The sequence below is a fragment of the Tichowtungia aerotolerans genome (assembly GCF_009905215.1).
Lineage (GTDB): Bacteria > Verrucomicrobiota > Kiritimatiellia > Kiritimatiellales > Tichowtungiaceae > Tichowtungia > Tichowtungia aerotolerans.
In genome coordinates this window covers 1,781,527-1,801,936 of the sequence record NZ_CP047593.1, presented here as the reverse complement: position 1 = coordinate 1,801,936, position 20,410 = coordinate 1,781,527, and the positions used below count along the sequence as shown (strand labels likewise).

Genomic DNA, 20,410 nt, shown 5'->3' with positions numbered 1-20,410 from the left:
CCACAAGACCATGCATCCCAACACAAAACTTTCATAATTGAGAATCTCTACACCTCAACCCATCTCCGTATTTGAGAAGACCGCCCCCCCCACCCCAAATGGACTTTTTTGTACCCCAACGAAAGGAAACCCATGAATTACCAACGCGAAATGCTCAGCGAAGCCCAAAAGGCCATTGCTGAAACCCCGGAACAGCGTTCCAAAATCACTGATCTCTACCAGCTGGCAATGGACGAGATCGAGGACGGAGGAAGCGAATCCCATGAATATGAGCTGTTCATGGGTGAAATCGAAACCATTAAGGAAGGCACACCCAATGAGTAAACCAAACAAGTACGCTCAGGCCTGCCTGGATCGCTTAATCCCCGATCTGACAGGTCTAACCATCACCGGAGGAGCCGTGGACGATACAGGCGAATACTGGGGCTTCACTGCCGAAGGCAGACAGAACAGAAAGACCATCAAAAAGGTAGTCTTTGTGCTGTGCGACCCCGAGGGAAATGGACCCGGCTTTTTAGACATACAGGAGGGCTGACATGGATGAAGAAAAAGCAAATCAACTGGCCGAACTCCTCAACGGGGAGGCATGGAACTCGGGTGGAGGCATCTACATTGTCCTGGTCCGCAACTCACTGGGTCAGATCATCGGAATTACGGATGAATCAATCTGCCTGTATGCGAATGAACAGGCATTGGAGGATGGGTTCGCAGGGCAGAGCTTTCTTCTGGTCTAGAGTCCCGCTTCTGAAAGCAGATCACTCGGCCTGCATTTGAAGGTCTCAGCAAACCTCACCAGCGTTTCAATGGTGAGGTTTTGCTCCCCTCTTTCGATTTTGCCCACATAGTTCCTGTGGACATTCACCATTTCAGCCAGTTTTTCCTGACTGACATCCAGCTCCAGCCGTCTGGCACGGACGGCCTCTCCGAGCATTTTCTGTGGTGATCTTTTCCGGTGTGCTTTCACGCCAAGAAGACCACCAAAATAGTGCAAATTACTCTACACACTAAAATGGTGTATATGATAGGTTTTTGTCCCTAAGTGGGGACAGTCAAAAAGGCCACCTGAAGAGCGGCTGTGTTTAAATAGAAAGGAAAAAAGAATGAAGCGTATAAAATCATTAGCGATAGCCTGCATGGCCACCATGCTGGCTCTCACATCGGGATGCGAAAAAAATAGCACAGCAAAACCAGACACACCCGCTCAAGAGAAGCCCGCTGAACTATCCGAGGCAGAAATACTACAACAGAAAGTTGACGCTGGAGATGCGGAGGCAATATGCCGCCTCGGAAGCTTACTTCTCATTGGTGAAGGGGTAGACAAGAATCTGGAACAGGGCATGCAGTACATCCGGGAAGCTGCCGAACTCGGAGTTCCTTTTGCTCAGTTTGCGATGGGGTCAGCATACATGGGAGTTACCTATGAAGGAGAAACACTTCCTTGCGAGATCGATATAGAAAAAGGTGTGGATTGGCATAAAAAGGCTGCGGAACAAGGCTTCGAAGCCTCTCAAGTTGCTTTGGCCAAACACTACATGGAACTCCTCATTGAAGACAAAGGCAACCCAGAGCTTATTATTCAGACCTATACATGGGTGTCAAAGGCAGCACACCAAGGTAATGACTGGGCGATGGAGATGTTACCCGCGATTACACAAGTCATGAAACTCGAAGGAGTTTCACTTTGATTATCGGAGAAACTCAGCATGAAAAATCCAGTCATTAAGGGAGCCCTCCCCCCCCAACTCTCTCGCTTGCTCTAATCCTGTTTATGTTCATCCAGATTGGATGTTCAAACAGTTCGTTTAAATACGACTATCTGACTCTGGCAAAAATGGTTTCATCTGATCCGGAGGAGTCTGCGAGGCTTTGCAGGAAGGGAGTTGCCAAAGGCAATGCCGACGCTCAAGCCTTACTGGGCTTTATGATGGCATGCAGCCCGAACGAATATGTTCAACTAAACCTCAAACAAGGTGTTGCGTTGCTAGAGAAGTCAGTGGATCAAGGCAATGCATTTGCTCAGGGAAACCTGGGAATGATGTGTTCTCAAGGAGTGTTCCCTCCCTCTGGACCAAACTTCCCTCGCGACCCTCGCAGGGCCTGCAAACTGCTGACACTCTCAGCAGAGCAGGATAACGCGATTGGTCAAGCATTCCTGGGGTCCATGCTTTGCATTGGTGAGGATGTGCCTAGGGATGTGGCCAAAGGAGTTGAACTACTTGAACTGGCATCCAACAAAGGTCATCCCCATGCCCAATGCTGCCTGGCATTGCTGTATTACGGAGGAGCTCTCGTTGAAAAGAATACCGACAAGGCCTTGTCGTTATCGCTGTATACGCCAAAGACCTCAACAATGACCATTTAACCGATTATGTCGTGGAGCTGGAGAACGGAGGATTCGGTGGACTTAATGCGGGACTGACACAGGTTTTGATTATTCTCCCTCAAAACGAAGGTGACCCAACCATTCACTCCTTCTGGACCTACGCAAACATCAAAGACACCTTCGTTGATCTGGACCACGACGGCTCCGCTGAAGTCATCATCACAGATCTCTACAGCCGTGCATCAAAACACAACTACTGGGTTCATGACCGGTACGAGTTAAACGGCACAGCCCTTATCCCTGTACGAACAAATGACTGGCCGGTCTGGGTGTGGTTTACCGAAAAGGAAAATCATCAAAGCACCTCCCATTTCACCCGAGCTGAAAAGGATGCAATGTGGGCAGAATGGCTGGGTGATCGAACAATACCCGTTGTCGAGACTGCCGAACTCAGACGCTGGCAGTAGAATTACAGGCAAGCATGGGGCTGGATCAGCCGGAGGCTGCGGGGGTTTACAACCCTGACACGAATCTTTTTTCAAAAGTTTCCCGAGTTTCAGCGGGGATGGAGGGGGAAATGCAGGTTCAGATTTCGTAAGTGCCGGTGGTTGACCGGGTTACACATCCCCCTCTATAGATTTCCAGACCCGTTCACAATAGCGGGGGCCACTATGCGTCCCCCTCTGACAGATTTTCCATAGAGGGAAAACCATAACTCCGGTGACGGCAGCGGGTTACAACTTAAAAACCGGCAAGCCCCCTCTGTCCCCCCCCCATAAGAGGGGAAGTTTTTGAAAAACTCTGTGTGAACAAATTACTCCCGCTCCAGTCCGGCGAGCGGGGCAGTCTTTTTCGTTCGACCACAGACATCGTAAAAATCCATACGACCGCAATAGGAACAATTATACACTCAAAGCTTGAAAATCGGGAAACAGCAACCTGTTTTAATGTGAGAATGCTCTACGACATCAATTTGGTCGGCAACAGATATGGGGATTTCAGCGGAACGAGGTGCTGATTTAATTCCGTGGAAGCAAAAAACAACCATCAGCGAAAGGCAGAATGAAAAGAATCGTATGTATATTAATATTATTGGCACCCTGTTGCTTCGCAGGCGTTCCTTCCGAAATTAACTATCAAGGTCGCCTGACCGACTCAGGTGGCAATGCCGTCACAGGTGATGTTTCGATGGCCGTCCGCATTTACGACTCTGCAGAAAACGGTAATGAGCTTTACTCTGAAGACATCGGCACCGTCACCCTAGATGTAAACGGTATCTACAGTTTCCAGTTCGGGTCGACAGGCCAAAGCGTTGCAAATGAGAATGAGCCGGCATTGACAGGAGCCTTGCAGGATGCCAGCTCGCATTGGCTGGAACTCTCGCTAAATGGAATTGCCCAATCGCCACGGGAAAAAATATTAACTGTACCTTTTTCACTCCACGCAGGTTATGCAGATGAAGCGGGAACCGCCACAGGTGATTTGCGGGAAGAGATAGATGCACTGACCGGCCCCACACCATCCGGAAACATCATCCTCTCGGCAACCTACCCCAACTCAGAACTCGAAGCACAGGGATATTCGATTCTTGAGCTAATCCCAGGTCAACGCTGGATATTTACCGGAATTACACCAAGGTCGGGTAATTATGGAAGCTCCTACCTTAATTTTTCCGGAAAGATGTGGTGTATCGGTTATAGCTCAATTTATTCCTCATCTGATGGAGCCGCTTGGTCCTATTCCGGCAATTCACCCAACATGGGGCTCTATAACCGTTCAGTTGCCACTTTCGACGGGAAAATGTGGGTGATGGGAGGCAAAGACGCATCTTATTATTATAACCAGGTCTGGTGTTCGGGAAACGGAACGCAATGGACACAGGCCACAGCCAACGCTGACTGGGCAGGCAGACACAACGCCGCTGCAGTAGAATTTCAGAACAAGTTGTGGCTGATGGGAGGCGAAAAAGGCTCTTCAAAATTTAAGGATGTCTGGTGGACAACAAACGGAACTAACTGGACACAAGCTACAGCCAGCGCCAACTGGCTGGCGGGATCTGTTGTCGCATTCGAATTCCAAGACAAGTTGTGGGTAATCGACACATATTCGACTGTCTGGTGGTCAACAAACGGCATTACATGGAATTCCGCAGGCCGCATCCCGTTCTATCACTACCTCTTCGGTAATGATAACAGCGCTTGCGTTGTTGATGACCAAATTTATTTTATCAATGGTGACACAGATCTGATTTGTACATCATCCAATGGCTCTGACTGGGAAATTGCAGGCGTTAGTTACTGGTCTAAGGACAAAAGCCTTCTTCTTTCGTTTGAAAATTTACTGTGGGTACTTTCAGATGCGGAATACAGCACTATCGCCAGGTCGGACACAATAAAGCAGGACAACGGCCTATACTACTACCGGAAGGACTGATTCCCAGCTTTCAATCGGAATCGGCCAGAAGCCTATCCAGACATTGTAGGCGGTGGTGGAGTTCTGTTTCTGATCCTAAAATCGAAAGCAACGCAAAATGCCCCCCCCTCTTTTTTAGCCCATAGAATCAAGGTCAACGAACAGGCACTTCTGTCACGATCCCGCATCAACGCTCTCCCCACCCAAGTGCTTCGCAGGGCCGGATCAGCCGGAGGCTGCGGGGGTTTACAACCCTGACACGAATCTTTTTCAAAAGTTTCCCGAGTTTCAGCGGGGATGGAGGGGGAATCCCGGAATCATCTTACGTAAGTGCCGGTGGTTGCCTGGGTTACACATCCCCCTCTATAAATTTCCATACCCGTTGACAATAGCGGGGGCCACTATGCGTCCCCCTCTGACAGGTTTTCCATAGAGGGGAAACCATAACTCCTGTGACGGCAGCGGGTTACAACTTAGAAACTGGCTACACCCCCTCTATCCCCTCCATATGTGGGGAAGTTTTGAAAAACTCTGAGTGAAACTGCCGGACAAACTCCTACGCAACGCGCCGGGGGTGCAACTCAGTAACACACCCCCCTCAAGTAGTAATCAGGAGTGGATTGGTTGGGGTTTGGAGACTGTGATCTGGAAGGTTTATTCGACGTGGTCAATACGGTTGGTTGGCTTGTGGGTTCATTAATAGACTTCCGTGCTATGGTGCAAAACGGCTACGTCCACCAAACAGATTTTGTTTGGGATCAAACTCAAGGTTCCGATCATTTTGAGTCGGATTTAAATAGTAGTTAAAAATAATTTTTGGATTTTCCCGCAATGCAGACCGCACATAAAAAGCCCCATAAATTTTTCCATAGAACGCTGCCTCAATTTTCTCATTTTCATCCAAAACGGTTCGTATTCGGCAAAAATAGTTTTTTGTTTCATCTGAAACAATAGTTCCGAAATACCCAGTGTCCTGCCTTTCCCCAGCATGGGAAATCCAGTTTGTCTGATAACCATTTTCCGGAGCATGATACGGCATTCTCAACCCAACGACAGGAATACCGCCGGGCAAATTCCTCACCGCATTCGTCAATTCTGAGCAAGTATTGTAGCCGAAGTCCCAATATGACTGGGCAGATGAGATGTCTGCGGTACGGAGATCGTCCCGACGGGTGCGGCGACCCAACTTGCTATTCTTCGTCATCACCAAATACATAAAGATACAACTCATTATCTCTCAAGAATACCAACACATTATTCTTATTAAAGATGGGGCCGTCAGGTACTTGGTCAAAATCCCACCAGCGCGGCAATGCGTTCCAGCCATTTCGATTTGGAAAAGCACTATACCCATCAGACTTGAAGCCATTTGCTCGGATGAATTCTTCACCAGCACCATCTGCGAGTTCGAAAACTGCATAAAAATCACTGATGTTTTCGCGATCAACAATATTAACTTGAAATGCTTCGTTTTCTGGCACTCCATGAACATCGTTAATCTGTAGAATTTTCAAAACTCGCGCTATGGAATTTTCGTTGTGAGTTGTGTACCTCCAGATTAGGCAGCCAATGCAAAACAGAATGACTACAGTTACAGTTACCTTCATCTTCATTATACTCTCCTTGCGAACTCTAATCGGAATTCAGATTTAAGAAGCCGGTGGAACTTTCTCCACGGACTCTGACGACCACACTACGCACATAAAATGGTACACCGGGGATATGTTTCTCCGCCCATTTTACCTTATCGCCAGCACCGCCGGTTCCTCCGCTTCGCTTATAGGGGTACGGGAAGGGCCAGGATGGAGCTGGCAAATGAGCATCACTCCAAGAGGGCGGTGCGGAATCAAAATCATATAAGTCATGAAAAAACACTTCGCCATCGAAAGACCAAGACTCGTCATCATTAGACAAACAAACCTCACCACCAATTCGAGCCCAAGCCCGACCAAACGTTCCATTTTCATTTGCAGCGGCAGGTATCCATGTTGCCTTAAGAATAAATAAATCAGAATCTCTGCGCTTACTTTTGATGATTTGATCCAGCAAAACTGTTCTGATTTCTGGTTTCGCCAACCTCAGTTGTTGTGCGCTCAGCAATAAACCTTCACCTTCTTTTAACATAAATTGCTTAAGCAACGTCTTCGCTACTGAAGATTGATTGAACAACCCGACCCCTACAGAATAAAACAAATATTCAGACTGAGTAGCCTTGCGTAACAAACCATCATCTCGGTGTATTAATGAGTAGGATATTTTTGGAATTGGCGTGGGGCTTTCCACAAACTCAGCCGCCCCAAGAAGATCAAAAGAGTTAACAACTGCGTTTTTAGTAAACACATAAAGATTTAGCCCCCCATCTTCCTCTATCGGGTCACGGCTGAGCCACCTTCCAATCTTTGGAAGATATGGGCGAAGCTCATAGTGTAGGAGTCCCGTCTCTGGTTCCCAGAATTTGGTGCTGAACTTAAACGGATTGCCAGAAATGGTTGCGCTATCAATCAGCAGATTGCCGAAAGAATCGTAGTCATATTGGGCTGCAACCGAGCCATCGGACCTGACTAGATCCGTTACGTTACCGTTGGCATCAAAGCCATAGAAGACGTTTGTTCCACCAAGGCTGGCAGACATCAAGCCGCCAACACCACCTGCTCCCTGAAGCGATCCGCTCAAATCCAGCCCCCAAGTGAATACGTTGGTTGCACTGTGCGATGTCTCGCGAATGATGTTCCAACCATCCCACTGGTAATCATGTTGAACGCCGTTGACTGTGCGCTTGAACATTCGGCCTTGGTAATCGTAAGAATAAGAAACTTGATACTGGAAATTTGAAACTAGAACCAAGCGGTTCTCGGCATTGTACACATAAATATTTTTGCCGTCTGTGGTCAGGTTTCCGTCATCATCGTATTGGAGCTGTTCCGGTGTTTGCGGGACGAAGGCTGGTCGCACTGCGGTTTCCACAATGTCAGGGTCGTTTGTGCCCGGAGGATTGATGACGGCATTGATTTCCAGCGAGTTGGTGAATGCAGCGGTCGAGTTGCTCACAGAGTACGCGGTGTAGAAATAATCGTCCTGTCGCGTAACAGGGACCGGCAGCTCAGCATGAGCGGCGTCACGCACGGTAACGGTTGCATTGGTTGCGGCGATGCCACTTACGTCTACGAAGCCGGGGATCATTCGGGACGTGTACTGGTTTAACTCGTTTGCCGTGTAGACTTCGGAACGCGACGGGGACGTCGCGTCTACATTTTTTCGATTTCCTATACTGTCATATTGATAAGATTTCGACTGCCCGACAACGGGAGTAGAATCAGAAAAACGACGCACTGCATTGGTCATTTCTGACCGGCTGTTGTATCCAAAATTCCAATACGTGGAATAAAGCGCGGAATCTTGAGCATGCAACCCGCCTCGAACATCATCCCTTCGAGTTCTTCTTCCGAGATCATCGTTTGTATACGTAAATGAGGAAATTACCCCCGCATTCGTTCCCCCGACAACCTGGTTTGTAATCCCGGAAATTATATTGCGATCAGACTCATAACCTTTTGTAACAAAAAGTGAAGCAGCAGATCCCTCGGTATGGGCTGTATAACCTGAAATCAGTCCCGTATCAGGAACGTATGAGTAATCAATCACTGAGCTCGCAGAGTCAACAGTTGAAGTAATAACTGAAAAACGGCCGTAAGAATCGTAGCCATAGCTGACGAAGCTGGAAGCATCGTCTACATCATAACCGGCATTGTGGCCAAAAGAGTCATGCTTGCGATCAATGACTTCAACGCCGTCGAGTTTTTCAACATCCAGTAATCCCTCATCCGTGTATTCGAATGAATGTACGCCCTGGGCATCCGTTACGGTTTTCTGCTGTCCAGTTCGGTAATAGGTGCAGGAAATATCATCTGTGTCATCTGAGTAATCTGTAGACAGCAGCTCCCCGGTATCCGCATAGGTGTAGGTGGTGCTTAGTGGCTGTCCGCCGTCGGACCGGGCCCACGTCCGGGTTTTGAGTTTTCCGTCCGGCCAGTAGGTATAGGACGGGCCTTTGCCGTCAGCGTAAAGTTTGTTTGTGACAAGTCCGGTGGTCTGGTCGTAGAGCCATTCTGTGGTGTCGGCTTGTTCGCTGTCTCCGGCCCAAACCGAGGCAATCCAGTTGCTTCCGCCCCTATAGGTGTGCAGATGGGTTTTCTGCCCGAAATCGTCATAATCATAAGCTACAGGATAAGCGGCAGATCCCCACTGATGAACCAAATTGCCTAAATCATCAAACTCGGTATAGGTCGTGATGATTTCAGAGCCGTTAGTAATGGAACTGGAAAAACGTTGCCCTGTTTCAGAATCATAGGCATATCCGGTTTTTACTCCGTGCGTATCTTCCGTCCAATCAACCTGGCCTTTGGAATTGTAATGCGTAGTGGCTGTTCCAATTCTGGGATCAACCACCGTGGTTTGGCGGCCGAGACCATCGTAGCCGTACTGAACCGTTCCGCCACCCGACGCAGATTGAACAGACTGGAGCAGGCCGTTGACCGTGATGCTGATTTGATCATCTGTAGATGTCGGAATATCGACAACCTGTGTGATGGTCTTGTTCGTCCTGCTCACCCACGACTCGGATACGGTTTCGCTGCCAAATACGTCTTTGCTCACGCTTTCACCTGTCAGGATTCCATTCGTTCCGGCTGAGCCCAGGCCGGTCAGCCGGGTTTTGGTAACGGAATTGGTGAGGGCAAAAGCGTTATTGCCCTTGGGGTAGGAAACCGACGTGGAGCGTTGCCACCAGTTTGTCCAGTCATTCCAATAGCTGAAATCCGTATCGGTGATGCGATCCATGGACGCCAATTCCAGAACTCCATCCTGATCTTCATCCAGGCCGGAGCGAACAACGTTGCCCAGATCATCGTATTCATTGATTGTGACACGTTTTAAAGCCGTCCCTTCAAATTCCTCAATTTTGACCAGCTGTCCTTTTGTGTTGTTCGTGTATTTCGTGGTTAACAAAACTCCGCCAAAGCCGGGACGTTCTGTGCGCAGTGGTTTTCCGTCGGCATCGCTGACCGTCTTTTCCCATCGGGGCGAGCCGGGGCCCAGCGGGCCGGAATAAACCTTTGTCCACAGATTGGTTCCGTCAAAGCCGTATTCATAGGTTTGTTCGATAACAGCCGATCCGGAAACCCGCTTGGTGCGACCGTCAATATAGTTTTCTGTAACCTGTGTTGCGCCTCCGGGCAGAGTCACCGAGCTGATGCGGCCGCCATTTTCATAGATGTAGGATGTGGCTAGTCCCGCTTCGTTCGTCGAAGATTGCAGACGGCCAGCCAAGTCATAGGTGCTTGCCGTCGTTCGGGTCAATCCGCCCCCTGCCTCCGTCATAGAGACCTGTCGCCCGGCCGCATCAAACCCATAAATGATACCGATGTCCGGTTGAGTGCCTTCGCCAAGACGGGTCACATCGTCTCGCCGTTCCAATGCATCATAGTTGTAAAGCTCCTGCTGTCCCTGCCGATTAATGATTCCCTCCAGCCCGCAACAGGAACTCCAGTCGTTTTCTTCCATTGTTCCGTCAGAAAAGTACCGGTTGATCACATGCCCGACCGCATCCGGGTAGCTTAGGTTGTAATCGTATTCGCTGGCCGTCCAGCTGATGCGTTCATATGAACTTCCAGTGTAAACATGTGTTTCTGAAAGCTCCACTCCGCCATATTCGTTGCGATACGAAACTTCCATGGTCGTCTTGTTTGCCACTCCAGCCGGACTCGAAACAATGCCGTTGGTTACGGTTTCACACAGCCATGCACCGTTGGTATTCGCGGTGAAAGCAAACGATCCTGCCGTACGATCAATCCATGAAAAGTTTCCTCGGAGGTAGCCATAGTTCGCGGTTAAACCTTCAGCGGAAACCGTCCGCTTGATTTTGTCAGCTAAGTCAGCATTCGCATCATCTTCCAGATAATAAACAGCCGTAGAAATCTGATTGTTGGTATCTGCATAACTACCGGAGACAGGATCATCATAAACAACTGTTTTTTCAATTCGCTCAGTGGCGTTGGTGTAATAGGCATATGCGGTTTTTTTCACCGGCGTATCTTCGATGTATTCTGTCACCACTCGCGGCTTTAGAAGTACATAGCTGTTTGTCTGCGCAACGTCGGCAGAATCTATCGGTTCGTAGCCGGTGTCTACCCGCTTGCAGTTTGATGCTGCTGCCTGCTCCAACGTCACATTAAGCCACGGTGACCAAACCGAGCTTTCCCGCCCCTCATCATCATAGAAATATTTTATCCACGATCCGTCGGGATATTTTACCGACTCCAGTTTTCCCATGCGGGCAGGGTCTGTTTCGTCATTGTAATACGTATAATCTGTTGTCAGGGCCGAGCCATTTGGATCTTGGATTTCCTGAATTAACACGGTTCCCCAGGAGTAGTCCCGATAGACTCTATGGGTTTCGGTAGCGTCATTGCCAAAAGCATCCGTTATCAGCAGGGTTCGTGTGTCTGTGTCGCCAGCGACAACAGAACCCCGTTTAATAATCTGGGCTCCATCCCCTTTCTGAAGCTCCCATCCATTCAAACTTGAATCCCAGACAAACAAACTGCTGTTTGTTTTTGAGCCGGAGATTCCATTTAAAATCTCACGAACCCGAACCTGATCCCCATCGCCGGCCAGCAGTTCCGGATCTTCGATTCGCCACACTCTGTAAGGATCGACGCCGGCAGCAATCTGGAACAACCCATTACTGGTTCCCGCAACAGCAGAAGGAACATACAAGCGTACCTCATAGCCTGCATAATTTGTGGTCGTATAGCTCGCGTTTGTTGTGATCACCACCAGATTTTCCGGCACAACGACATCGGCGATCAAGCTGGCGGTTTTTACCTGCCGGACAGTTCCGTGCTCATCACGAATCACATCGGACAGCCCAGTCTCATCAATTGGGTAGTGGAGTGAAACCGGAGAGTAAATATAAGGATTCGGCTCTTTTTCTAAAACCGACAGGCTTCCAGCCGACGATCCGTCTGCGGCTTTGCCCAGCCCAATTTCCAAAGAAACGCATTCATTTTCTACTTTTCCACAGATTCCGTCCGAACAAGGGCCACAGGCGATATAAAACTTTTCAACAGCATAAACGCCCGGCTTCTCGCTGTCGTAAGCCATCACATAAATGCTTCCAGTCTCATCTCCAGCTCTCAGCAATGCTTTTGCAAGGTCAACGGTCGTGCCCTGACCGCTTATCGATGTGCTTAGCAACTTCCCATCTTTAACGGGAAGGATTTTCCATCTGATCCGGCTTAAATAGCTAGCTTTCTGGCCCGGATCCTTAGGGTTCTTGATTCCGGCGAAAACCTGTGTTGTTGATTTTTCATCTGGAGGAAGCCAACTTTCCTCAAAGAGAATCGGATCAATTACAAAATCAGGCTCATCAACAACCACGTGAACATATCCGTTTTGTTTTGGAGGAACCAGTTCATACTCGGGGGATTCGACTGTCCCGCCTGTTGCAACAAAACTAAAAGTCCGATGTTGTAATACTTGAACATCACCCTCATAGGGATACCACTCCGGGAGGAACATCTCTGTCCACTGCACCTTGTATCTTACTCCCTGGTCAAGCGAATCGGTTTGCACCCGAATTTTATAAATAGATTTCTTTAACTGCAAACTCTCTTCGTACCACAAATTACGCAAAGCAAGATCAAAGCCATTATCGACTGCCCAGTCCCCAGAATAGCTCTTCGTGTTCAACAAGGCCCTCGTTTTTGCACAGAACGCGGCGGTTGTAAACTCATTGAAAAACACATAGTTCGTTACTTCAGGAGATATATAGAGCCAAGGGTCATTGACCGAAAAGGTATCAGTGTGTTCATCAGATGATGAGCTGTAAAAAGTTTCATCAAACGTATATGAATCTGTTTGCGTTCTTGTGGTTTTTTTTCCAGACCACGACAGCTCTGCATTTCGTGTCGCATTTTCGGTTATATTCTTAACGATGTATTTATACACGCCGGGATTATCAAGCGAGTTAAACTCTAAAGTCGCGGTATCCCTTTGTTTGTGATACGTGCCGCTGTATATCACTTGTAGATAGTCACCTGGCGTTGATGTCCATGTCGGGTGTTTGGACAAATCAATACTTTCTTCAGTAACCCATGTACATGACGCCTGTGTATTCCAATAAACAGGCCCCGCAAAACAAGCTCCCCCAGAAATGAAATCGCTAAAGGAACTGGTTATTATAGTGCTGAGACCCAGATAACGCCTGCCAGAATATGGTGGTGGATCTACGTAATCATCTTCTGAAAATCCGGTTTTTGTCTTATATTCACTTACTGATTTATAGAGAACATCTACGGTGCTCATATCTGTCAAAACGCGCTCTGGCAAAGTGTTTCCCATTGCGGCAACACAGCCCCACAGAAAGATTGCAAATATAGTGCATGCGTTGATTGGCCTACTTTTCTTCATCGATTATTTCTCTCTTGGGGCTAATTGTTCTGTAGCGGAGCAAATACAGTCAGTCCCGTGTCCCCAGATACCGCTCCGGACGCTAAAGGGTCTCTTCCCAGTAGGAGTTCCACATTATCCTCACTTCCGTCCTCATCTGTATCGGCACTCAACGGATTCAAGCCATACATTTCAATTTCGGCTCCATCAGACAATGTGTCGTTATCGCTGTCTGGATCTTGAAAATCCGTGCCGATATCGTATTCGGTCACATTATCGAGTCCGTCACTATCAGCATCATTCGTGCTTATGGCCGAGGTGCGGTAGTACACCACCCCTCCACCAATTTGGGACAAGTTCGTAGAGACAACCAAGGTTTGATTGGTGCAGGTTTCGCCCGGCATCGTGTGGTTTTCGCAGTTCACCCAATTTGTTGAAACCTTTGTTTCATAGATTAAATTGGGAATGTTCGCAGAGCCAAGCTCCATCATTCCGCTACCACTTGCGTTGGTTTGCAAAACCATACTCCAACCCCCTTCGACCAGATTGGTGCTTCGGTAAAGCGAGATTGTAGCCCCGGCAAATTCAGCAGGAAGATTCACGGACAGATTGGTGGAATCCTGCACGATTCGGAAATCCGTAATTGTCTCCGGTACCGACAACGTCATCACAGACATGGGCTCTGCAACCATCGCCTCCTGCGTACTCAACAGATCGTTCCAGCCCTCCGCTTCGGACTTCAGAGTTGCAGACCAGACTATACGTCGTGGCCCCAGCTCATCCATCAGGTATTTTTCAAGCGGGTCGTTTGCCTGATAGTCCATCCATTCCGGTGCATCAAACAGAGCCAGCCCCTCGTAATCAACACCGTTGGTAGAGCCCAAAATTACCACTTCTCCCCGCATCAGGTCTTCGTACACCATGACCTGAATGGGAAGCTGCAAAGACTGAGCCAGCTCGGACTCCTCAGCCACATACAGGGTGCCTCCGCTGTGATAAAACGACCACATATCATGGCTCAAAAAGTCCCACTCATTGCTGGACATCATTTCCAGAATATCTGTGTAAGCAACGGGTGAAGGGATCGGAGGAATTCCAGTTCGGGCTGCATAATAACAGTCTGTCAGCTCACTCCACGAAGACACTGTCTTGGGGGCAACAAGCAGTTGCTCAGTCAGCTCAACCGCTGCGACTGAAAGCAGAACCACTCCCAGAAAAATCCATATCCATTTTTTCATCTCAACTCTCAGTCTTCTGTTACTCAAAAATACATTTGCCCCTGATTAGTCGGAGCTGAGGCCGAAACCTTCCCGACTTTTTTAGAAAAACTGATGAGCCCCAAGAGTCCGATGCATTTGGACAGCAACTTTCAATCAATTTTATCCAAACATCAAAATACGTACTGATCGTACGTAGTTCAAATTCAATGTAAAGAAATTCTGTTGTAGGGAATTCCCCCACAAACCTTTACAGAATAAGCAAAAACTATTGATTTTGAGAACCCAACATTGTTTACACAAAAAAAGCCCCTCCAGGACGAATCCCAGAGGGGCAAAAACCCTAGAAAGGGCAGTTAGGCAGCTTCAGCCTTGGCAAAAGTGTAAACCGAATGGTTTCGATAACCTTTGCCGTCATCACGCTTAACACGTTCGGTGTCCTTGCGGATCACCATATCTTCAATGCTGATCTGATCTTTGTTCTTGAACAAGTCGCCAAACCTACGCCCAGTCGTCCGCAAGGCTTTTTTGAGGTGCCGACTGTCGTCAATACCTTCGCCCTCCTTCAAACCGGGGATCAATTCGACAAGGTCGTGATCCTCCAGCATTTCAAGCAACTGCTGCGTTGTCATGGGCTCCAAAGGTACCCCTGTCTGCAGCAATGCCAATACTGTTTCACGCACCCAGATCATAAACTCAGCGATAGGCCGATCTCCAAACCAGTCAACCAGCAGTTTCACCGCAGCCAATCGCTCATCCTCAACAACCGCACTACGTTTCCCAAGACCACGAACCTCCTGATACACCTCCATCAAGGTCATCTGCTTTTCAGCATTTTGCTCAGACGAAGCAACCTGCTCAACCAAGGGTAGCTCATTGGCAGCTCTCAATTGCAGGGAATCCAAATATCCTTCACCTGCCTGTATCCCACACACCAGCTTGCCGGCCTTCAAATCACGGAACTGCTTCCGGTAGACTGTAGCAAGGGCCAGAGCCAGTGTATGAGCCTCCATCAGACTCGTTGATCGAAGTGCATGAGAGATCTCAGAACGATTTTCGTAGTGCGCTTGAAGCGGCTGAGGAATAGCCATACGAAAAAAATACGACTGACCACGTTGTTGAACGTAGCGGACTTGAACCTTCATTTTGCTGCTTTTCTTCCGGGAAGATCTGGACAGAAAATACGATTCTTGAAGGTTCACATATTTTGTAACAAGCTAATCAACAACATGTTACAAGATAAGATTGGAGCCAGTGGAGGGAGTCGAACACCCGACCAATTGATTACAAAGCAAGTTGCCGAAATTAAAAAATGCCAATTTATTAAGGTTTTTAGAAATAAAAATAGCAAAACTTTGGTCAAACTTTGGAAAAATGCTTGTTTTTCCCGCCGTTGTGGTCTTTAGTTATAAATAAGCTCCTGCAAGAGATTCTATGACCCGTTGAGCCAGCCATACTTCATCAGCCAGAGTAGCCACACTGCCGCTATCAAACACATATCCGTCTAGGGACGTGGATACTTGTCCAAATCAAAACCAATAAGTTGGTGAAAATGGCTGTAGATGAACCCTGACCAACTGCTGTCCTCGTTTTGATATTGCCATTCACCACCGGTAGAAAGCCGCATTTTGTAGGTGGCAGTTTTAAGCCCCCAATATGTTTTGTGAACCATAAACAGTTCATCGCGTTGGGGCTCGTTGTATTCGTCAAACAGGATCTTTACCTCTGCGGTTTCGTAGAGTGAGAATCCTCCTGCTGCGACGACCACCAGAGCAACAATAGCCACATCCCGTAGAATTGCCTTCATGGCTACATCCTATAAGACTCGGATAGGACCGAAAAGGGAAAAGCAGAGTCCCTGACCGTTAAGCCAAAATTTTGAAAATATTTTTCCGAGACTATTTATATATTATATAAGTAGTTTTGACCCCTCCTCCCCCTACCCCCTACCCCCTTACCCCTCCCACGGCGGCAGAGGACAGACAGATCACCAGTAACTTCACAAAACTTTGGTCAAACTTTGGTCAAACATCCTGAAATAAAGCCAAAGGTCAGGAAGTAAAGCAACAGGCGCAAAACACACCAAAAACAACAAAACCCCTGTCAGCGTTAACCGAAACAGGGGTAAAGATTGGAGCCAGTGGAGGGAGTCGAACCCCCGACCAATTGATTACAAATCAATTGCTCTGCCACTGAGCTACACTGGCTCGAAAAAAGAGGCGGGATTATGCGAAATTCAGAAAGAATGTCAACGTGGAAAATGCCTAACCGCGTTTATATCCCGGACGGTGATGCTTGAGGTGACTGAATCGGTATCTGGAAAAAGCTGCGATGACTAAAATCAGCACAAGAATTCCAGTTACAATCAGAGAAAACAGACCGCGACGGGCTTCCGACTCATAAGCATCTTCCACCATAAAATACGCAGAAAGCAGCCCACCAACGATTGCAAAAAACAAAGCCGCAATCAGCAGGCTGTGATACGGTCGCAACTTAAACATCGGAACTCTGTCACCCATTACCGCCATATTTTGATCCTTAAATATACTTTATTAATAAAACTTACCCGTTTCATTAGCAAAAACTATTCCTTAAAAAACAGCTTTTAATGCTTTATCCAGAATCTCCGCTGAAAGCCGATCATTTTCATCTCAAGCATCTTCTCTGATCAGAAGTTGCTTTCTCACCAATAAGAATCAAGGCCTGATTTGCTGTATTTATTGCATTCTCAATATCCCAGCCAACGGCTTTGACATTGACTCTTTCAGAGTTTTCAGCTTTTATGCTGACAATTAATCCAACCGGAGGTTTTCATGAAGCTGTTTGTTAAATTCGCCGTACTGGCCGTCATTCTTTCAACCATCTTTGGATGTGCTACATCTGACGGTGAAAAATTTGAAGTCCGGCTGAGACCGCCGGAAGAATTCAACCCTTATTTCCTCAAATACAAAGAATTACCAGGCCAAAAAGTGCTGGTTGTTGCTGTAGACCCAGGCGGACGCTGGGCGTGTGCTTACGATCATGATCGCGGCACCCTTCGCGAAGCCGCTGAAAATGCCGCAATCAAATGCGACAAGGCCCGCAAAAAACACAATGTGTTCACAAAAGCCAAGATTTTTGCCATCAACGATGAGGTGGTTTACTACAACGATCTGTAGTTTTTTATCCCGCATCATCGGCAAAGCCCCGGATATTCCGGGGCTTTTTTATTTTTATCAAACGGGTCAATCTCCCCTGATATCTTCTAAAAAGCCCGCATTTTCGAAGAAAAATAAATTCATGGTATTTTTTATGCAATTTCCGCTTGAAATAAAAAACGGTCTGACTATTCTGTTCGCTCTTTCGGTGGGGGTGTAGCTCAATTGGTTAGAGCACCAGCCTGTCACGCTGGGGGTTGCGAGTTCGAGTCTCGTCATCCTCGCCACCTTTTTCAGAACCGCGCAGACTGCGCGTTTTTTTTGTGCCTTCCCGATCTGAGAAAACTCTTCACCCCCGCAGAGCATCAGAGGCCTCAGAGGTCTCAACGCCGCAAGACAACCCCTCAACCCCATTCGGGAACAGAACAGGAAGCATGCGCTCAAAAACTGCCGTGACAAGGCCGCCCGGTTTTTCAGAAACAAAAGGGCATGCTTAAAATCATTGAGCATGAAAAGAAAGAAGAAATGGCGGAGAGAGAGGGATTCGAACCCTCGTTACCCCTTTCAGGGTAAACACGCTTTCCAAGCGTGCGCGTTCAACCACTCCGCCACCTCTCCGCAAAGTTGAGCGCGAAAAAGTAGCAGGCCTAATTATAAAAATCAACCGGATGATTCTATTAATTTAAAGCCAAGATTAAATAACTCATTGAAGATACGCAAATACTATATTACTATCTTAAAAACATTCATACATCCCATGCTACGAACCGGAGAAACGGCATCATGAAAGCCTGTACATTTTTCGTATTATCGGCGCCTTTCCTTTGCTTGCCCCTTAATGCAGAAGACAACATCTCCGGAATTTTTGATGACCTCGAATCTTTTGAGATGGCCACACTATCCAAACCGGGAACCGTACCGACTCAAACACCTGCAGAAAACACGAGCCAGCCTCCTCTACAAAGCACACCGGCGTTCGACCAACCCAACGTATCTATGTCATCCGCCGAAAAAACACCCCTGGACCTCCCTCCTCTCGATATAGAAAGAGCGATCAAACACGGAAAGGACGCATTCAGCGGCGGAAATCTGGAAGAAGCCAAAACCTACTTTGAGGCTGTATTGTATGACGACCCTCAGAATTCGACCGCCATCCGCTGGCTGCGCCGAATTGCGGGACAACAAACCGCACGCGAAAAGCAAAGCTACATAACAACCCGAACCCGCATGCTCGAGACCGTTCAGGAAGCGTGGAACACCCCGAAGGCGAAAGGGAAAATCATCGGCTGCCCGACTTCGTCGGGCAAACCAACCGCTGAAGATCTTCGTCAGCAGGAACTGCGCAGAAAGCTCGAATCCATCCAGATTCCATCGATCGCATTCCAGAATGCAGATATTCAACAGGTGGTCCTCGAACTCGCAGCGCTCTGCCGCGAACTGGATGACGAAGGAAAAGGCGTGAATCTGGTTGTGTTTGGCACCTCAAAAACACTCTTGCCGCCTGTCACGTTCTCCAGCACCGATCTGTCTGTTCAGGAAACACTGGACGTCATCACCCAGATGTCCGGTATGAAATATGAAATCGGTTCCAACATGGTCATACTGACCCCCGTCAACTATGAACCGCCCCAGCAGATGGTCTCCGCTGAATTTGATGTGATGCCGACTGTCGGTGCAAAAATGGTCCTCATGACCGGCGGCGACGCAGCCCCCTCCGGACTCCTTGACGTGCGCAGTTTTTTCAGCTCCGCTCCCTTCCCGCAAGGCTCCAGCGCCCAGTTCAATCCCGAGTTCAACATTCTGCTGGTGCACAACGCATCCAAGTATATGCCTGAAATCGAAGCCTTGCTGAAACGCTACAACCAGAAAGCTCTCGAAGAACGCGCCCGGCAGGTGGAAATTGAAACCAAGTTTATCGAGATCGCCCAAGGCACTCTTGATGAACTCGGTTTTGAATGGACCGTCGGCGAAAACGGCAGCTACCTCAACGAGGATACCATCACCATTCCCGGCGGACAGAAACTGTTCACCGACACACTGCGCACCGGCGGAGAAGCCTTCAACGCCAACACCGGCTCCGCTCTGGCCGACAGCCTCACGGCATCCGCAGGAGAACTGCTCGTTCAGAAAATAAAAGGCGACATCCCGTTCGACCTGCTCATTCGCGCCCTGGAACGCCAGCAGGGCTCCGACCTGCTCTCTGCGCCGAAAATTCTCACAAAAAGCGGCGAAACCGCCACCATTCATATCGGCGAAATCCGCTCCTTCCCCACCGCCTACGACGTCATCATCGAGCGCTACGCCCAACCCAGCCTGCTCCCGCTCGACTACGAGCAATACCAAACCGGCGTCCTGCTCGAAGTAACTCCCGAAGTCGATGTGGAAAACGGAACCATCGATCTCGAACTCGCACCGGAGATTCGCGAACTGACCGGCTTTGATGAGCAGCACGTTGGAACTATCTGGCCGGAATACGGAGATGAATCACTGGATATGGACGCCTCATCCGAGGGTTCTGAACTGCTGTCCTTCCTAACCACCCGCGAAGAAAGCAGAACCGAAAACGCGGACCGGCTGATCGCATACCAGCCGATTTTTAAAACCCGCAAAGTCGAAACGTCTGTCACCATCGAAGACGGCAGCACCATCGCTATGGGCGGCTTGATCAAGGAACAAATGGAGTCCTTCAAAGACAGCGTTCCAATCCTGGGAAAAATCCCACTGCTCGGACGCCTTTTCCGCTCCGAAGGGGAACGCAGCGTGAAACGAAATCTTCTTATTTTTGTCACCGCCAATCAGGTAAATTCATCCGGTTACAGAAAGAATCTGGAATAATCTATGCTAGTCAAAAGGCAGACAAAGCCGTAAGGCAC

Annotated in this window: 17 protein-coding genes and 3 tRNA genes; 10 read left to right on the top strand and 10 right to left on the bottom strand. The window is 48.4% G+C overall.

Annotation, left to right across the window (positions count from 1 at the left end; translation table 11 throughout):
* Positions 1-132: 132 nt before the first annotated feature.
* Genes GT409_RS07415 through GT409_RS07405 form a run of 3 tightly spaced genes read left to right on the top strand, consistent with a single transcriptional unit; the run spans position 133 to position 734 of the window.
* Complete coding sequence (locus GT409_RS07415) at positions 133-324, top strand: hypothetical protein (protein ID WP_160628466.1); 192 nt, start codon at positions 133-135, stop codon at positions 322-324.
* A complete protein-coding gene (locus tag GT409_RS07410) occupies positions 317-535 on the top strand; it encodes a hypothetical protein (RefSeq protein ID WP_160628465.1) in 219 nt (72 codons plus the stop codon). Before GT409_RS07415 ends, GT409_RS07410 begins: the two co-directional genes overlap by 8 nt.
* Position 536: 1 nt before the next feature.
* Entirely contained in the window at positions 537-734 is a 198-nt protein-coding gene (locus GT409_RS07405; protein WP_160628463.1) for a hypothetical protein, read from the top strand.
* On the opposite strand, the gene GT409_RS07400 is transcribed toward GT409_RS07405, so the two are convergent.
* Positions 731-931: a helix-turn-helix domain-containing protein gene (locus GT409_RS07400; protein ID WP_160628461.1), complete on the bottom strand. Its 201-nt coding sequence runs from the start codon at positions 929-931 to the stop codon at positions 731-733. The genes GT409_RS07405 and GT409_RS07400 overlap by 4 nt on opposite strands.
* Positions 932-1,100: 169 nt before the next feature.
* On the opposite strand from GT409_RS07400, the gene GT409_RS07395 reads away from it, so the two are divergent.
* The 4 genes from GT409_RS07395 (at position 1,101) to GT409_RS07380 (ending at position 4,756) form a co-directional block, all read left to right on the top strand.
* Complete coding sequence (locus GT409_RS07395; protein ID WP_160628459.1) at positions 1,101-1,685, top strand: tetratricopeptide repeat protein; 585 nt, start codon at positions 1,101-1,103, stop codon at positions 1,683-1,685.
* Positions 1,686-1,768: 83 nt separating this feature from the next.
* Positions 1,769-2,362 carry a tetratricopeptide repeat protein gene (locus GT409_RS07390; protein ID WP_160628457.1) on the top strand — a complete coding sequence of 198 codons (594 nt, stop codon included), beginning with the start codon at positions 1,769-1,771 and terminating at the stop codon, positions 2,360-2,362.
* Between the two features lie 11 nt (positions 2,363-2,373).
* Positions 2,374-2,790, top strand: coding sequence for a hypothetical protein (locus tag GT409_RS07385; RefSeq protein ID WP_160628455.1), 417 nt, complete (start codon positions 2,374-2,376; stop codon positions 2,788-2,790).
* 595 nt (positions 2,791-3,385) lie between these two features.
* Positions 3,386-4,756, top strand: a complete 1,371-nt coding sequence (locus GT409_RS07380; RefSeq protein WP_160628453.1) for a Kelch repeat-containing protein — start codon at positions 3,386-3,388, stop codon at positions 4,754-4,756.
* A 691-nt stretch (positions 4,757-5,447) separates the two neighbouring features.
* Here GT409_RS07380 and GT409_RS07375 read toward each other — a convergent pair.
* The 8 genes from GT409_RS07375 to GT409_RS07340 all read right to left on the bottom strand — a co-directional run bounded on the left by GT409_RS07375 (position 5,448) and on the right by GT409_RS07340 (position 16,928).
* Entirely contained in the window at positions 5,448-5,951 is a 504-nt protein-coding gene (locus GT409_RS07375; RefSeq protein ID WP_160628451.1) for a hypothetical protein, read from the bottom strand.
* Complete coding sequence (locus GT409_RS07370; protein WP_160628449.1) at positions 5,926-6,348, bottom strand: hypothetical protein; 423 nt, start codon at positions 6,346-6,348, stop codon at positions 5,926-5,928. Before GT409_RS07370 ends, GT409_RS07375 begins: the two co-directional genes overlap by 26 nt.
* Before the next feature lie 19 nt (positions 6,349-6,367).
* Positions 6,368-13,204: an RHS repeat domain-containing protein gene (locus GT409_RS07365; protein WP_160628447.1), complete on the bottom strand. Its 6,837-nt coding sequence runs from the start codon at positions 13,202-13,204 to the stop codon at positions 6,368-6,370.
* 20 nt (positions 13,205-13,224) lie between these two features.
* Positions 13,225-14,421, bottom strand: a complete 1,197-nt coding sequence (locus GT409_RS07360) for a hypothetical protein (protein WP_160628445.1) — start codon at positions 14,419-14,421, stop codon at positions 13,225-13,227.
* Between the two features lie 335 nt (positions 14,422-14,756).
* Positions 14,757-15,545, bottom strand: coding sequence for a DUF6538 domain-containing protein (locus GT409_RS07355; protein WP_160628444.1), 789 nt, complete (start codon positions 15,543-15,545; stop codon positions 14,757-14,759).
* 359 nt (positions 15,546-15,904) lie between these two features.
* The gene (locus GT409_RS07350) at positions 15,905-16,207 is read right to left on the bottom strand and encodes a hypothetical protein (protein ID WP_160628443.1); all 303 of its coding nucleotides are present in this window, start codon (positions 16,205-16,207) and stop codon (positions 15,905-15,907) included.
* Between the two features lie 325 nt (positions 16,208-16,532).
* Positions 16,533-16,607 (bottom strand) — tRNA-Thr (locus GT409_RS07345).
* 57 nt (positions 16,608-16,664) lie between these two features.
* Positions 16,665-16,928: a hypothetical protein gene (locus GT409_RS07340; RefSeq protein WP_160628441.1), complete on the bottom strand. Its 264-nt coding sequence runs from the start codon at positions 16,926-16,928 to the stop codon at positions 16,665-16,667.
* A gap of 285 nt (positions 16,929-17,213) precedes the next feature.
* Here GT409_RS07340 and GT409_RS07335 point away from each other — a divergent pair, with 285 nt between their 5' ends.
* A complete protein-coding gene (locus GT409_RS07335; RefSeq protein ID WP_160628439.1) occupies positions 17,214-17,558 on the top strand; it encodes a hypothetical protein in 345 nt (114 codons plus the stop codon).
* Positions 17,559-17,747: 189 nt separating this feature from the next.
* Positions 17,748-17,824, top strand: a tRNA-Asp gene (locus tag GT409_RS07330).
* A 239-nt stretch (positions 17,825-18,063) separates the two neighbouring features.
* Here GT409_RS07330 and GT409_RS07325 read toward each other — a convergent pair.
* Positions 18,064-18,155, bottom strand: a tRNA-Ser gene (locus GT409_RS07325).
* Positions 18,156-18,533: 378 nt separating this feature from the next.
* Here GT409_RS07325 and GT409_RS07320 point away from each other — a divergent pair.
* Complete coding sequence (locus GT409_RS07320) at positions 18,534-20,372, top strand: type II secretion system protein GspD (RefSeq protein WP_160628437.1); 1,839 nt, start codon at positions 18,534-18,536, stop codon at positions 20,370-20,372.
* Positions 20,373-20,410: the final 38 nt, after the last annotated feature.

Excerpts from the sequence above, each read along its gene's own strand:
- GT409_RS07415 (WP_160628466.1), top strand. The coding sequence starts at position 133 with ATGAATTACCAACGCGAAATGCTCAGCGAAGCCCAAAAGGCCATTGCT.
- GT409_RS07410 (WP_160628465.1), top strand. The coding sequence starts at position 317 with ATGAGTAAACCAAACAAGTACGCTCAGGCCTGCCTGGATCGCTTAATC.
- GT409_RS07405 (WP_160628463.1), top strand. The coding sequence starts at position 537 with ATGGATGAAGAAAAAGCAAATCAACTGGCCGAACTCCTCAACGGGGAG.
- GT409_RS07400 (WP_160628461.1), bottom strand. The coding sequence starts at position 931 with ATGCTCGGAGAGGCCGTCCGTGCCAGACGGCTGGAGCTGGATGTCAGT.
- GT409_RS07395 (WP_160628459.1), top strand. The coding sequence starts at position 1,101 with ATGAAGCGTATAAAATCATTAGCGATAGCCTGCATGGCCACCATGCTG.
- GT409_RS07390 (WP_160628457.1), top strand. The coding sequence starts at position 1,769 with ATGTTCATCCAGATTGGATGTTCAAACAGTTCGTTTAAATACGACTAT.
- GT409_RS07380 (WP_160628453.1), top strand. The coding sequence starts at position 3,386 with ATGAAAAGAATCGTATGTATATTAATATTATTGGCACCCTGTTGCTTC.
- GT409_RS07375 (WP_160628451.1), bottom strand. The coding sequence starts at position 5,951 with ATGTATTTGGTGATGACGAAGAATAGCAAGTTGGGTCGCCGCACCCGT.
- GT409_RS07370 (WP_160628449.1), bottom strand. The coding sequence starts at position 6,348 with ATGAAGATGAAGGTAACTGTAACTGTAGTCATTCTGTTTTGCATTGGC.
- GT409_RS07365 (WP_160628447.1), bottom strand. The coding sequence starts at position 13,204 with ATGAAGAAAAGTAGGCCAATCAACGCATGCACTATATTTGCAATCTTT.
- GT409_RS07360 (WP_160628445.1), bottom strand. The coding sequence starts at position 14,421 with ATGAAAAAATGGATATGGATTTTTCTGGGAGTGGTTCTGCTTTCAGTC.
- GT409_RS07355 (WP_160628444.1), bottom strand. The coding sequence starts at position 15,545 with ATGAAGGTTCAAGTCCGCTACGTTCAACAACGTGGTCAGTCGTATTTT.
- GT409_RS07350 (WP_160628443.1), bottom strand. The coding sequence starts at position 16,207 with ATGAAGGCAATTCTACGGGATGTGGCTATTGTTGCTCTGGTGGTCGTC.
- GT409_RS07340 (WP_160628441.1), bottom strand. The coding sequence starts at position 16,928 with ATGGCGGTAATGGGTGACAGAGTTCCGATGTTTAAGTTGCGACCGTAT.
- GT409_RS07335 (WP_160628439.1), top strand. The coding sequence starts at position 17,214 with ATGAAGCTGTTTGTTAAATTCGCCGTACTGGCCGTCATTCTTTCAACC.
- GT409_RS07320 (WP_160628437.1), top strand. The coding sequence starts at position 18,534 with ATGTCATCCGCCGAAAAAACACCCCTGGACCTCCCTCCTCTCGATATA.